The organism is Serratia plymuthica (genome assembly GCF_018336935.1).
Taxonomy (GTDB): Bacteria; Pseudomonadota; Gammaproteobacteria; order Enterobacterales; family Enterobacteriaceae; genus Serratia; species Serratia plymuthica_B.
In genome coordinates this window covers 2,108,781-2,121,979 of record NZ_CP068771.1, presented here as the reverse complement: position 1 = coordinate 2,121,979, position 13,199 = coordinate 2,108,781, and the positions used below count along the sequence as shown (strand labels likewise).

The following is a 13,199-nucleotide window of genomic DNA, read 5'->3' as shown; positions in this document are numbered from 1 at the left end:
TCTTTTTCAGGTTAATAGAGCGAAGTATCGTTTTCCTGTTGATTAGAAAAGAGGCACTTTAAATGACAGATTACATCAGAAATATTGTTAATAATCAGTCTGTAAACTCGCCGGCAACCTTGATACGAAACGCAACGATACTGAGCATGGATGAGAGTGTCGGTAATATTGAACGCGGTGATATTCTTATCAGCGGATCAACCATTACCGCCGTGGGTCGGAACCTGGACGCACAGGGTGCCTATGTTATAGACGCCACGAACATGATCGCCATGCCGGGGATGGTGGATTCTCATCGTCACTCATGGGAAGGACAACTCCGCCGCATTAACCCTAACGCCACCTGTCTGGACGACTACAGCAACGCAACGCATTTCTCTTTCGCCAAATACTATCGGCCTGCCGATATCTATATTGGTAACCTGCTGACTGCCCTGGGCTGTATTGACGCAGGCATCACCACGGTGATTGATAATTCGCACAACAGCCGCACCGCCGCACATTCCGATGCCGCCGTTGAGGCCCTGCTTGACACAGGTATTCGTGCCATACATGCCTCGGGGGCACCGGTAGCAGGCGAATGGGATAAAGCGCACTGGCCGGGTAACTGGCAACGCCTGCAGGAAAAGTACTTCAAGAACAATCCTGAAAGCCTTGTTTCTCTTGCGGTCATGGCACAGCTGGAGCCAGAGCTGTGGGCTGAGGCCCGCAAGCTGGGACTGTCGATCGTCACTGAATTCTTTGGTGCCGAGATGGCATCGGAGCTTGAACCCTTGCATCGAAAGGGCCTTCTGGGCCCGGACAATATTTTCAATCACTGCACGGCGCTGCCTGACGAGGGATGGAAAATCCTGCAAGAAGCCGGTGTCCGGGTGAACGTCTGCCCACGTTCCGATGCGCACTATGGTATCGAAAACGGTATGTTTGCCATTCAGGCTGCGCAGCGTCATGGCATCAACCCCGGCCTGAGCGTGGACAATGAAACGTCCTACAGCAGCGACATGTTTATGGAAATGCGCGTGGCATTTTACCTGCAGCGGGTGATGGGCATGCATCAGCAGCACTGCTGCGATTCCGCACCTTCGCTGAAAACGCTTCCGGCAGTACAACTCCTGAAAGCGGCGACCGTCGATGGTGCTGCCTGTGCAGGGCTGCAGGACAAAATTGGCAGCCTGACGCCAGGCAAACAGGCAGACCTGATCCTGATTAACACCGGCGACATCAACCTCTACCCGTCCGGGAATGCCTTTGGCACGGTGGTACATGCGACAGAGCGCAGCAACATTGATACCGTCATGATCGGCGGACGCATCGTCAAGCAGAACGGCAAAGTTCTGGGTGTGGACAGCACACGACTTCGTGCAGCGATTGATGAATCTCGTGAGCATCTGTTTGCCGCCGCCGGGTATGAGCCCGATATTTTTGCCGAGACCTTCCTGCCGCTGGAGCAGGCGCACTGACAGGTATGAAACGCATGAGCATGATTTATTATGTAATCGCTTTTGCCGCGGGTCTTGGGAGCACCCTTCTGTAGTGCGAAAAAACGCGCAGGCCGTATTGGACGGAGATTGAAGGCAGCGAGCGGCTCGCTTTTACTACGCCTGCTCCGCCTCTTCACCCTCGCCTTGCGGCCTGTGCCGCGCGGGGATCAACATCGCCGCCGCCAGCGCCAGCAACGAAATCAGTGCGGAAACCAAAAACACCCAATGCAACGAAGCGGCCACCTGTTGAACCACATCCGCCAGTTTTTCCGGCGTCATGGCGGCGCGCACTGCCGGCTCCATCAATTGCTGCACCGGATCGGCGGTTTGCGGCAGACGGTGCTGCAAGTTAAGGTTCAACGTCGCGCCCAGAATAGCGGTGCCGATGGCCGACCCCACCATCCGGGTGAATACCGTACAGGCGGTGGCTATGCCGCGAATGCTGTGATGCGCGGCGTTTTGCACTGAAACCAGAAACGTGGTGTTGCACAAGCCCATGCCGGCCCCCACCATAAAGGCCGCCACCCGCCCCCACAGCAGACCGCCGTTCGGCTGCAGCAGCAATAAGATCAATCCGCCGGCTACCAGCAACAGCGCCCCCAGCAACGCAGTGGTACGGTAAGACGTCATCAGCATCAGCCGCCCGCTCAGGGTGCTGGCCAGCGGCCAGCCAATCGACATCAGCGCCAGCGTGGTTCCGGCTTCCAGCGGCGTTCCGCCCATCACGCCCTGAATAAAGGTCGGCAGAAAAGCGCTGATCCCCATCATCGCCGCGCCGATCACCACCCCGCCAACATTGCCGGCCACAATCACCCGGCTTTGCCACAGCGCCAACGGGAACAACGGCTCTGGCGCACGGCGCTCCTGGCGGATCAGCAGCATCAGCGACACCGCCGCCAGCGACAGCAGCGGCAACACCCACCATCCCAGATTTTCCGCCTGCAGCAACGACATGAGCAGCGCCGCGACAAACAGCGTCAGCCACGCCGTGCCCGCCAGATCCAGCGCGTGTTTGCGCACCTGTTTACTGGGGGGCAGGTAGCGGCCGAGGAAAAACATCGCCAGCAGGCCGATCGGCAAATTGACCCAGAACACCAGCGCCCAAGGCAAATGCTGGACGATAAACGCCCCCAGCAGCGGACCTATGATTGCCGACACGCCCCACACGCTGGACAGATAGCCCATGACCTTCGGCCGCTCGGTAGCGCTGTAGATATCGCCGATAATGGTGGTCGCGATCGGCATAATCGCCCCGGCGCCCAGCCCCTGCAACAACCGAAAACCAATCAGCCAGTACATGTTGGGCGAAAAACCGCACAACACCGATCCCAGCAAAAACAGCGATGCGCCAAAGAAAAATACCCGCTTGCGGCCCAATAGATCCGCCAGCCGGCCATAGATCGGAATGGTGATGGCCTGCGCCAGCAAATAGACCGCAAAGACCCAGCCCAGCAGCGAGAAACCGCCGAGATCGCCAATGATGGTCGGCATTGCCGTGGCGACAATCGTCGCCTCGATGGCTGACATAAACATCGCCAGCATGCAGGCGATCAGAATCAGCGGGCGATGCGCGAGGGGTGCAGATGAGTCGTTAGTTGTCATAGCGATGTTTGGCTCTGGATTTTTATTGTCATCAAATTATACCCGTCGTGTTGAACGCTGCCGTAAGCTGCGTCTACTTCCCTGTTTTCCATGGCGAAAAACGCATCATTTGAACATTTGGTGACAACGTCACAGTAGATGAAAGGGATTTATCGCTTCTCAGTTGAAACCACGATCCCGGCGGCGGATCTGCAAAGATTCTCTGGCCTTCGGCCGGACCGGCAAGCACAATGCTCAGCTGAACCTTTCATTTTTCTCACGATTTTACCGACTCATGAAACGATTGGTCCACCTGCATCACTATCGCGCCCTGCTGCGCCGCCTGTTTATCGCCATCTTTCTGGGCATTGCCGCCGCGTTGGTCGTTTGGCTGTTTCACCGCGCCATGCTCGGGCTGGAGTGGGCATTGCTCGATCACGAAGATGGCAGCCTGGTGGCCGCCGCCGCCGCATTACCGGGCTGGCGCCGAGCCTTAACCCCGGCCCTGGGCGGCCTGGCGGCAGGTTTGTTGCTGTGGGTGTATCAGCGTTATCAACATCAGCGGCAAATAGCGCCTACCGATTATATGGAAGCGATAGAAACCGGCGACGGGCGACTCGATGTCAGCGCCAGCCTGGTTAAATGCCTGGCTTCATTGCTGGTGGTGTCCAGCGGCAGCGCTATCGGCCGCGAAGGTGCGATGATCCTGCTGGCGGCGCTGGTGGGATCGGTATTCGCCCAACGTTTCACCCACGAAAAAGAGTGGAAACTGTGGGTAGCCTGCGGCGCCGCCGCCGGTATGGCCAGCGCCTATCACGCGCCGCTGGCGGGCAGCCTGTTTATCGCCGAAATTCTGTTTGGCACTCTGATGCTGGCTTCGCTCGGCCCGGTAGTGATTGCCGCCGTCAGCGCGCTGCTGGTGACTAATTTGCTCAACGGTGGCCAGGCGCCGCTGTATTTGGTGGAGCCCCTGCCTGCGCCCTGGCCGGTGCAATATCTGTTGATGGCGCTGCTCGGCGTGCTGGCCGGCATCTGCGGCCCGCTGTTCCTGTGGGCGATGTCGGCCTCCGGCCATGCGTTCCGCTCACTGCGCCTGACGCCGCCGCTGCAACTGGCGCTGGGCGGATTCATTGTTGGTTTGCTGTCGCTGCTGTTTCCTGAAGTGTGGGGCAATGGCTACAGCGTGGTGCAGTCTCTGCTCAGCGCACCGCCCGGCGTATTGCTGGTCGGCGCCATATTGATCTGCAAGCTGCTGGCGGTGCTTGCCAGCAGTGGTTCCGGCGCGCCCGGCGGCGTGTTCACCCCAACGCTGTTTGTCGGCGCTGCGCTGGGTTCGGTGGTTGGGCAGTTGTGCGCCACCTGGCCCGAACTGGGTGCTGCCGTGCCGCTGTTAATGGCGTTGACCGGCATGGCAACCCTGTTGGCCGCCACCACTCACGCGCCAATCATGGCCGCGTTGATGGTGTTTGAGATGACCGGCGAATACACCCTACTGCCCGGCATTCTGCTGGCCTGCGTGATAGCCACCACAGTGTCGCGCGGCTTGCGTTCGGTGTCGGTCTATCACAATGCCTAGCGGTTCAGCAGCGCGGAGATATCGAGGTAGTGCGCCAGTTCGCGCTGCTCGGCGCGCGGCAGATAAGGGATTTCCCCCAACAGCGGCGCAGGAATGCGTTGACGCAAAGCTTCGATTGTTTCTGCGTAATGCGCCAGCCCCGGATTAATCCGGTTCGCCACCCATCCCAACAAAGGTAAACCGTCATTAATGATCGCTTGCGCGGTCAACAAGGCGTGGCTGACGCAGCCCAGTTTGATTCCCACCACCAACACCACCGGCAATTGCTCCTGAATCACCCACTCGGCGTAGGGACGCAGATCGTTCATCAGCACGCGCCAACCGCCGCTGCCCTCCACGACCACGGTATCGGCTCTGGCGGACAGACTCTGCAACCCGCTGCTCATCACGCCGTAATTGATATCCTCGGTGGCATGAGCGTGAAACACCTCATCCAGACAGGTGATGGGATTAATTTCCTCGTACGACAGCGGCAGGGTCGAAGATGCCTGTAAAACCAAAGCGTCTTTATTGCGAATGCCTTCGCTGGTTTCCTGACAACGCGCCGCGATCGGCTTATAGCCGGCGACCGAACGGCCTTGCGCGGCCAGCGCCTGCAGCAAGGCGCGAGAAACCACGGTTTTACCGACGTCGGTATCCGTGCCTGTTACAAATAAACGCTTTAACATGTCTTAATTGCCCCGAAATGCTCCATTAACCCAAATATCGCCGTAATAAGGCGAAGGAGAAGAACGGGAAAATTCTAGGGGATGCTGAGCGAACAGGGCTTGAGGTAGCGCAATCTTTTATCGTTAAACGATAAGTATTACTGATATTACCCTTGCAGCAGCTGTACCAGCAACGAGCCGTTGTACAAGGCTTCCTTCACCAGGGCGGCGCCGGGCATGGTGCCCTTGTTGAAAAACTGAGTGGACTCCACCTGCACATGATCGCTGTAGGCCGGCAGAGATTGCTGACGAATGCAGGAAGCGATGGCCGGATGCAGAATTTCCGCCGCGCGGTTCAGCGGCGAACCGACCAGAATTTTTTCAGGGTTGAACAAGTTGACCATGATCGCCAGAATACGCCCCACGCTGTGGCCCACGCCCAAAATGATATCTTTGGCCAGTTGATCGCCTGCCAGCGCCGCATCGCACAGGGATTCTGCCGTCAGCGGCGCGCCGTGCAGGCTGGAGCTCATGGAGGTCGCGAGACGCTGCTGGGCGATCTCCAGGATGTTTTCAATGCTGGCGACGGTCTCCAGACAACCGTGATTACCGCAGTAACAGCGTTTGCCGTAAGGATCGACCTGCGTATGACCAATCTCCACCACGCTGTGGCTACCGCCGTGCAGCACTCGCCCGCTGGTGATCACGCCGGCGCCGACGTTGTGGTCGATCACCACCTGAATCACGTTCTGGCTGCCGCGCGAAGCGCCGTACAGCGCTTCGGCCATGGTCCAGGCACTGATATCGTGCTGCAGATAGACCGGTAACCCGGTGCGCGTTTCCAGCGCGGGGCCCAGCGGCATGTCCACGACGTCGTAAAACGGCATACGGTGCACCACGCCGGAGACCACATCGATCGTGCCCGGCAGGGTAATGGCGATCGCCGTCAGACGCTCAAGTTTGCTTTGATGGCGGATAAAGAACTGGTCGACTTCAGCGAGAATGCGTTTTAGCAGCGGTTCGGGGTGTTCGGCGTCCAGCGGCAGAAGCTCTTCCACCACCAGTTTGCTGCTGATATCGCGCAGCGCCAGCGTAATGGTGCCACGGCTGATGCGCGCGGAAAGGTAATGCCAGGCTTCGGTGTCCAGCACCAGCCCCACCGCCGGTCGCCCGCGGCTGCCGACTTCCTGGTATTCGTTTTCTTTAACCAGATGCGCTTCCAGCAGCTCGCGTACGATTTTGGTGATGCTGGCGGGGGCGAGTTGCGCGCGTTTTGACAGTTCGATGCGCGAAATTGGGCCCAGTTCATCGATTAACCGATAAACTGCCCCTGCATTTGTTTGTTTGATTTGATCGATATGCCCAGGCTGCCCAACAGCAATCACAAACCTGCTCCTACTATTTTTCGCGCTTCTAAATAAAGACTAGAGGCTATGGTGGGGCTTTTGTAATACAGCGTCAACTATTTGATTCGTTATGTGATTTGCAGCACAAATTCCCCCTGCTTTCGCCGCGGATTGTGTTTTATTTGCGCAGAACTCCGTTACGGCAACAGCAGCGTCATCAAGGATTTGGCTGCAGCGGTCAGCGCCCTTTGGCGATGATGCACCAACCAGACTTCGGTCATCGCCTCCGGTTCCGCCAGCGGCAGGTATTTCACCCCATCGACTTTCACCCTGCCAAAAGACGCCGGCAAAATAGAGATGCCCAACCCGGAAGACACCAGGCCGATGATGGTCATCGCTTCGCCGACTTCCTGGGTGATATAAGGCGTGATCCCCGCTTTGGCCAACAGCGACAGTATTTCGTCATGCAACGCCGTGCCTACCTCCCGCGAGAAAAACACAAAGGGTTCTTCCGCCAGATGCTGGAAACGCAACGTGCCGGGCGCAATATGGGTTAACGGATGCCCTTCCGGCACCACCGCAACCAATGGCTCGCACAGCAACAGTTGATGCTTCAGTACGTCCGGCAAGCGCGTATTGCGCATCACGCCCAGATCCAGCTCGCCGTTAAGCAGCGGTTCGATCTGTTGCTTGGTATTCACTTCGCGCATTTTTATATGCACGTGCGGATGCTGTTGGCGGTAAGCCCGCAAACTGCGCGACACTACGCTGATAAAGGGGGCCGAAGAGGTGAAACCAATGGTCAACTCGCCCAGTTCGCCACGCTCCAGTCGCGCGGCCTTCTCCGCCGCACGGCCGACCTGATCGAGCACCTGATAAGCCTCTTTCAGGAACATTTCCCCCGCCTGCGTCAGGCTGACGTTGCGGTTGTTACGCGCCAGCAAACGCGCGCCGACCATTTCCTCCAGCGCCTGGATTTGCTGGCTGAGCGGCGGTTGCGAAATGCGCAGACGCTCCGCCGCCCGACCGAAATGCAGTTCTTCCGCCACGGCGACAAAATAGCGCAGGTGTCTCAGCTCGATATTCATACTTTAGACGTCTTAATTTGAATTATTAATATATTAGACAAAAAACTGGGCTCTCCCTATCATTTTGTCAACCCATGATGTGTCTGTTTAAATCGCCCGAAGCTCGGTAAGGAAAGACTGTGACAACCCCTGTGCGTTCTGCGGCCAGTATGCCGTCGACGCTGGCCGCCAATGACGAGGCGGCTGCTGCGCCAAAAGCCAAACGTTCCACCCTGAATAAACTCCCTTACATCGAACGCGGAACGCCGCAGTTTATACGCGTTACCCTGGCGCTGTTTTCCGCCGGGTTGGCCACCTTCGCCCTGCTGTACTGCGTGCAGCCGATCCTGCCGGTTCTGTCGCAGGACTTTGGCATCTCGCCGGCGGAAAGCAGCCTGTCGCTTTCCGCCTCCACCGGCCTGCTGGCGATCGGCCTGATGTTTACCGGCCCGCTGTCCGATGCCATCGGCCGTAAATCGGTGATGGTGGTGGCGTTGTTGCTGGCGGCTATATGCACCCTGATTTGCGCCTTTATGACCAGTTGGCACGGCATCTTGCTGATGCGTGCGCTGATTGGGTTGTCGCTGAGCGGCGTGGCCGCCGTTGGCATGACGTATTTAAGCGAAGAGATCCACCCCAGTTTTGTCGCCTTTTCGATGGGGCTTTACATCAGCGGCAACTCCATCGGCGGCATGAGCGGCCGCCTGGTCACCGGGGTGCTGACCGATTTCTTCTCCTGGCGCGCGTCGCTGGCGGTGATCGGGCTGTTTGCTCTGGCCGCCGCCTGCATGTTCTGGCGCATTTTGCCTGCTTCTACACATTTCCGCGCCAGTTCTCTGCGCCCTCGCACCTTGCTGATTAACTTCAGGCTGCATTGGCACGACAAGGGTCTGCCGCTGCTGTTTGCCGAAGGTTTTCTGCTGATGGGCAGCTTTGTCACCATGTTCAACTACATTGGCTACCGCCTGCTGTCCGATCCTTATCACCTCAGCCAAGCGATTGTCGGCCTGCTGTCGGTGGTGTATCTGACCGGCTCTTACAGTTCGCCGAAGGCCGGCGCGATGACCTCTCGTTTCGGTCGTGGCCCGGTTCTGCTGGCTTCAATCGTGATTATGCTGATCGGGATCCTGATTACCGCATTGGCGCCGGTAGCGATTATTTTTATCGGCATGATGCTGTTTACCGCAGGTTTCTTTGCCGCCCATTCGGTTGCCAGCAGTTGGATTGGCCGCCGGGCAAGACGCGCCAAAGGCCAGGCGTCTTCTCTTTACCTGTTCTGCTATTACGTCGGCTCCAGCGTCGCCGGTACGCTCGGCGGTGTGTTCTGGCACAGCTTCGGTTGGAGCGGCGTGGTGGCGTTTATCAGCGTGATGCTGCTGCTGGCGCTGCTGGTAGTGCATTATCTGAAGAAACTGCCGGAAGCGGCGCGCGTCTGACCCCTTCCCCTTGCCGCCTGTCCGTACGCTGAAACAGGCGGCCACCTTAATCCCCCTGCCAGACTGGACCACTGGGAGCCTGGCGTTATCACTGTGGCCGAGGTTGCCCTTTCGTTTGTCGTTCCCTTAATGTATGTTGTAACTAAAATGCGAGGTGAATGATGGATAAATACGGTCTAATCGGCAGGATGAATGCGTGTTTCATCGAGTTGGAGCAGGCACTGGCGGCGCTCCACCAGCAGATCCTGCCGCTGCGGCTGCTGGCCGCACGGGTGTTCAGCCTGCCGGAAATCGAGAAAGGCCAGGAGCATGCGGCAGTGGAACAGATCGCCGTCGAGCAGCATGTCGGCCAGGCGGCGCGTGCGCTCGCACTGGAGCACTACCAGCGGCTGTTTATCCATCACAATAAACACAACGTCAGCAGCAAGGCGGCGGTACGCCTGCCCGGCGTGATCTGTCTGGCCGTGGAACTGCCGCAATACCAGGCATTGCAGGCGCAGATCGCCCTGATTAATCGGCTGAAGGCCGAACTGGAGCAGATTATCACCGTCGATTCGGGCCTGGCGCCGGAGCAGCGGTTCGATTTCGTCCACACTCATCTGCATGGCCTGATCACCCTCAGCGCCTATCGTGCCATCACCGCCCTGAGTAACCCGGATTCGGTCCGCTTCGGCTGGGCCAACAAACACATTATCAAAAACGTGAAACGCGACGATATTTTGGCGCAGCTGGAAAAAAGCCTGAAGGCCGGGCGTGCAGTGCCGCCGCATAACCGCGAGCAATGGGCCGAACTGGTCAGCCGCGAGATCGATGACGTCAGCCGCCTGCCGCAACAGGCGGTGTTGAAAATCAAACGCCCGGTGAAGGTGCAGCCGATCGCCCGCGTGTGGTATCAGGAGCAGCAAAAGCAGGTGCAACACCCCTGCCCGCTGCCGCTGATCGCCCTGTGCCAGGTGGAAAGCGGCGCACAGGTGCCGAAGATTGGCGAACTGCTCAATTACGACGCCGCGGCGGTCAAACACAAATACAAACCGGATGCCAGACCACTGCGGCTACTGGTTAAACGGCTGCATTTGTATACCGACGCGCCTACCGGGTGAGCGCGTAGCCCCGCAGGCGGTGGCCGTCCGGATCGGTGGCGACGAAAGAATAACCGAAATCGAGCGACACCGGTTGCTGGATAATCTCAACCCCCAGATCACGCCACTGCTGACAAAGTACCTCTACCTGCTGCGGTTGCTCGCACAGAAAACCAATCTCACCGCCGCCACCGACAGCCGTTGCGGCCGGTTCTACGGTATGCTTCGACCACATCGCCAGTTTGAAGCCGTTACTCAGTACAAACAGCGCGAAGGTAGGTGAAAACTCCACCGGCTCCCGCCCCAGTAACCGGCGATAGAAAGCGACGCTTTTTTCCGGGCTATCGACGTAAAGCAGAGTCATGTTTGGGGTTGTCATCAGACTGTCCTCATGGCTGGGGAACCGACGGCTCCCGATAGCGATAAATTAGCCCACCCTGCTGACAGTTTTTGGCAGTAGTGATGATTGTTTACTGGGGAGTAATACCATGAGTTTGATACCACTCTTTCAACAGCACGCGGCGGCCGCGTGGGTAGCGCTGCGCCAGCGGCGTAGCCAGACGGATACGGTCGAGGCGGAAATGACGGAACTCCTGACGCAGCTCGCACCAGGCGGCCAGTATGCGCACCTGTTCAAAATAGCCGAGCGCAAATGGCCACAGAGTACGTTCGCTGGAGCTACCGTCGCGATCACAGTAATCCACGGCGAGCTTGCGCTCCTGGCGAATGGCATCCCGGATCAACACCACCGTTTCGTCTGCCACCTGCACCACGTCTATCGGGCCAACCAACAAGGTGTTGGCCTCCAGCTCATCACGCAGCGTCGCAGGCAGGACGTCGGCAATTTTCGCCAGCGCATTATTCGCCGCGCCGGCCAATTGGGTGTCGCCACGCCGCGCCACCCAGCGCATTCCCAGCACCAGCGCTTCGATTTCTTGCGGCGAGAACATCAGCGGCGGCAGCGTAAAACCAGGCCGCAACACATAACCCACGCCCACTTCACCGACGATCTCCGCCCCCTGCTGCTGCAACGTGGCGATATCGCGGTACAGCGTGCGCATGCTGATATTCATTTCCTGCGCCAGCGCATGGCCGGCGACCGGATAACGATGGCGCCGCAGGATCTGCATCAGATCCAGTAAACGTTCGGTGCGCGACATATCATGACTCCCTGTACAAGGCTTGCTGGACAACATCGGCGAATACCCTGGCCTTGGCGGGGGCGAAATGGCCGCCGGTTTCCCTGCGCTTAATCTGCGGGCGGCGGCGATAAAGGATGCCGTTTCGCACACGCAGATGAAGGTTTCCAAATCAGAAAACTTGCCCACGTCATTATAACCATTAGCTATTTTGGCAGTTTACACGGGTCGTTAAGGTATGGGCAAGATGGCGACAATGACGTTTGATACTGAAAGGGGCGCAGTCATAAATGCGCGGCACCCCTCGGTGACGTTCAATAAGGCGGGAGGTTAATTCTTCATGCTGCCGACCATCTCTTCCGGGCGCACCCATTGGTCGAATTGATCTTCGGTCAGGTAACCCAGTTTCAACGCCGCGGCTTTTAGCGTCAGCCCCTCTTTATGCGCTTTCTTGGCGATTTCCGCCGCTTTGTCATAGCCGATATGGGTATTCAAGGCGGTAACCAGCATCAAAGATTCGTTCAGCAACTGGCTAATGCGATCGCGGTTGGGTTCGATGCCCACCGCGCAGTGCTCATTAAAGCCCTGCATGCCGTCGGCCAGCAGCCGGATAGACTGCAGATAGTTGTGGATCACCATCGGGCGGAACACGTTCAGCTCAAAGTTGCCGGAAGCGCCGCCGATATTCACCGCCACGTCGTTGCCCAACACCTGCGCGCACAACATGGTCATCGCCTCGCACTGGGTCGGGTTGACCTTGCCCGGCATGATGGAGCTGCCCGGTTCGTTTTCCGGAATGGCAATCTCGCCGATGCCGCAGCGCGGGCCGGAGGACAACCAGCGCACGTCGTTGGCGATTTTCATCAATGAGGCCGCCAGCCCTTTTAGCGCGCCGTGCCCATGCACCAACGCATCGCAGGTCGCCAACGCTTCAAATTTGTTGGGTGCGGTAACGAACGGCTGCCGGGTCAGGTCGGCCAGCGCCCTGGCGACGCGCACCGCATATTCGGGATGGGTGTTCAGTCCGGTCCCCACCGCCGTGCCGCCCAGCGCCAGCTCGCAAATGTGCGGAATGCTGGCTTCAATGTGCTGCAAATTATGTTGCAACATCGCCGCCCAGCCGGAAATTTCCTGGCCTAGCGTCAGCGGCGTGGCATCCTGCAGATGGGTGCGGCCGATTTTGACGATATCGCGGAAAGCTTCCGCTTTGTCGCTCAACGTTTTATGCAGCACTTTCAGTTCAGGGATCAGATGTTCGCGTACCGCTATCACCGCCGCCACGTGCATCGCGGTCGGGAACACGTCGTTGGAGCTCTGGCTCTTGTTAACGTCATCGTTCGGGTGCACGCGCCGCTCTTCGCCGCGAACCCCGCCCAACAGCTCGCTGGCGCGATTGGCCAGCACTTCGTTCATGTTCATGTTGGTTTGGGTGCCGGAACCGGTTTGCCAGATCGACAGCGGGAACTCGTCCGGGTGCTTGTCCGCCAGCACCTCATCGGCGGCGTTGATAATGGCGTCGGCGCGCTCCGCCGGCAGCAAGCCCAGATCCCGGTTTACCCCGGCGGCAGCGCGTTTGGTCAGCGCCAGTGCATGAATCAATGCCGTCGGCATTTTTTCGGAAGAAATGCGAAAATGCGCCAGAGAACGCTGAGTTTGCGCGCCCCATAGCCGATCGGCCGGCACTTCGATGGGCCCCATGGAGTCTTTTTCAATACGAACGGCTGCCATCACTGTCTCCTTAGTACAATTCCTAAAAATGTACGATTACGCCAACGCGCTCAAGCCCGTCGGCACGCCCCTTCAGTATAGTGACATAATAACTATTCGCATTAAGAGAGTTGCCTCAC

General features: G+C 58.3%; 11 protein-coding genes. 4 read left to right on the top strand and 7 right to left on the bottom strand.

Features of this window, described 5'->3' with window-relative positions; genetic code table 11:
* Positions 1–62 precede the first annotated feature (62 nt).
* Entirely contained in the window at positions 63–1,460 is a 1,398-nt protein-coding gene (locus JK621_RS10125) for an amidohydrolase family protein (RefSeq protein WP_212559672.1), read from the top strand.
* Positions 1,461–1,595: 135 nt separating this feature from the next.
* Here JK621_RS10125 and JK621_RS10120 read toward each other — a convergent pair whose 3' ends face one another.
* A complete protein-coding gene (locus tag JK621_RS10120) occupies positions 1,596–3,083 on the bottom strand; it encodes an MDR family MFS transporter (protein ID WP_212559671.1) in 1,488 nt (495 codons plus the stop codon).
* Between the two features lie 274 nt (positions 3,084–3,357).
* On the opposite strand from JK621_RS10120, the gene clcB reads away from it, so the two are divergent.
* The gene (gene clcB, locus JK621_RS10115; RefSeq protein ID WP_212559670.1) at positions 3,358–4,638 is read left to right on the top strand and encodes a voltage-gated ClC-type chloride channel ClcB; all 1,281 of its coding nucleotides are present in this window, start codon (positions 3,358–3,360) and stop codon (positions 4,636–4,638) included.
* On the opposite strand, the gene bioD is transcribed toward clcB, so the two are convergent.
* The 3 genes from bioD to JK621_RS10100 form a co-directional block, all read right to left on the bottom strand.
* Entirely contained in the window at positions 4,635–5,306 is a 672-nt protein-coding gene (gene bioD / locus JK621_RS10110) for a dethiobiotin synthase (RefSeq protein ID WP_212559669.1), read from the bottom strand. The two genes, clcB and bioD, sit on opposite strands and share 4 nt — an antisense overlap.
* Positions 5,307–5,452: 146 nt before the next feature.
* Positions 5,453–6,670 (bottom strand): sugar metabolism global transcriptional regulator Mlc, encoded by a 1,218-nt coding sequence (gene mlc / locus JK621_RS10105; RefSeq protein ID WP_212559668.1) that lies wholly within the window; start codon positions 6,668–6,670, stop codon positions 5,453–5,455.
* Positions 6,671–6,828: 158 nt separating this feature from the next.
* Entirely contained in the window at positions 6,829–7,719 is an 891-nt protein-coding gene (locus JK621_RS10100; RefSeq protein WP_126482488.1) for a LysR family transcriptional regulator, read from the bottom strand.
* 149 nt (positions 7,720–7,868) lie between these two features.
* Here JK621_RS10100 and JK621_RS10095 point away from each other — a divergent pair, with 149 nt between their 5' ends.
* Positions 7,869–9,134 (top strand): MFS transporter, encoded by a 1,266-nt coding sequence (locus tag JK621_RS10095; protein ID WP_212560172.1) that lies wholly within the window; start codon positions 7,869–7,871, stop codon positions 9,132–9,134.
* Between the two features lie 161 nt (positions 9,135–9,295).
* Positions 9,296–10,234 carry a DNA replication terminus site-binding protein gene (gene tus / locus JK621_RS10090; protein WP_212560171.1) on the top strand — a complete coding sequence of 313 codons (939 nt, stop codon included), beginning with the start codon at positions 9,296–9,298 and terminating at the stop codon, positions 10,232–10,234.
* Here the strand turns inward: tus and JK621_RS10085 are convergent.
* The 3 genes from JK621_RS10085 to fumC form a co-directional block, all read right to left on the bottom strand.
* Positions 10,224–10,592: a VOC family protein gene (locus JK621_RS10085; RefSeq protein ID WP_212559667.1), complete on the bottom strand. Its 369-nt coding sequence runs from the start codon at positions 10,590–10,592 to the stop codon at positions 10,224–10,226. The genes tus and JK621_RS10085 overlap by 11 nt on opposite strands.
* A gap of 91 nt (positions 10,593–10,683) precedes the next feature.
* The gene (locus JK621_RS10080; RefSeq protein ID WP_212559666.1) at positions 10,684–11,373 is read right to left on the bottom strand and encodes a helix-turn-helix transcriptional regulator; all 690 of its coding nucleotides are present in this window, start codon (positions 11,371–11,373) and stop codon (positions 10,684–10,686) included.
* A 309-nt stretch (positions 11,374–11,682) separates the two neighbouring features.
* Entirely contained in the window at positions 11,683–13,080 is a 1,398-nt protein-coding gene (gene fumC / locus JK621_RS10075) for a class II fumarate hydratase (RefSeq protein WP_212559665.1), read from the bottom strand.
* Positions 13,081–13,199 lie beyond the last annotated feature (119 nt).

Coding starts and splice junctions, on each gene's coding strand:
- JK621_RS10125 (WP_212559672.1), top strand. CDS start 63: ATGACAGATTACATCAGAAATATTGTTAATAATCAGTCTGTAAACTCG.
- JK621_RS10120 (WP_212559671.1), bottom strand. CDS start 3,083: ATGACAACTAACGACTCATCTGCACCCCTCGCGCATCGCCCGCTGATT.
- clcB (WP_212559670.1), top strand. CDS start 3,358: ATGAAACGATTGGTCCACCTGCATCACTATCGCGCCCTGCTGCGCCGC.
- bioD (WP_212559669.1), bottom strand. CDS start 5,306: ATGTTAAAGCGTTTATTTGTAACAGGCACGGATACCGACGTCGGTAAA.
- JK621_RS10100 (WP_126482488.1), bottom strand. CDS start 7,719: ATGAATATCGAGCTGAGACACCTGCGCTATTTTGTCGCCGTGGCGGAA.
- JK621_RS10095 (WP_212560172.1), top strand. CDS start 7,869: ATGCCGTCGACGCTGGCCGCCAATGACGAGGCGGCTGCTGCGCCAAAA.
- tus (WP_212560171.1), top strand. CDS start 9,296: ATGGATAAATACGGTCTAATCGGCAGGATGAATGCGTGTTTCATCGAG.
- JK621_RS10085 (WP_212559667.1), bottom strand. CDS start 10,592: ATGACAACCCCAAACATGACTCTGCTTTACGTCGATAGCCCGGAAAAA.
- JK621_RS10080 (WP_212559666.1), bottom strand. CDS start 11,373: ATGTCGCGCACCGAACGTTTACTGGATCTGATGCAGATCCTGCGGCGC.
- fumC (WP_212559665.1), bottom strand. CDS start 13,080: ATGGCAGCCGTTCGTATTGAAAAAGACTCCATGGGGCCCATCGAAGTG.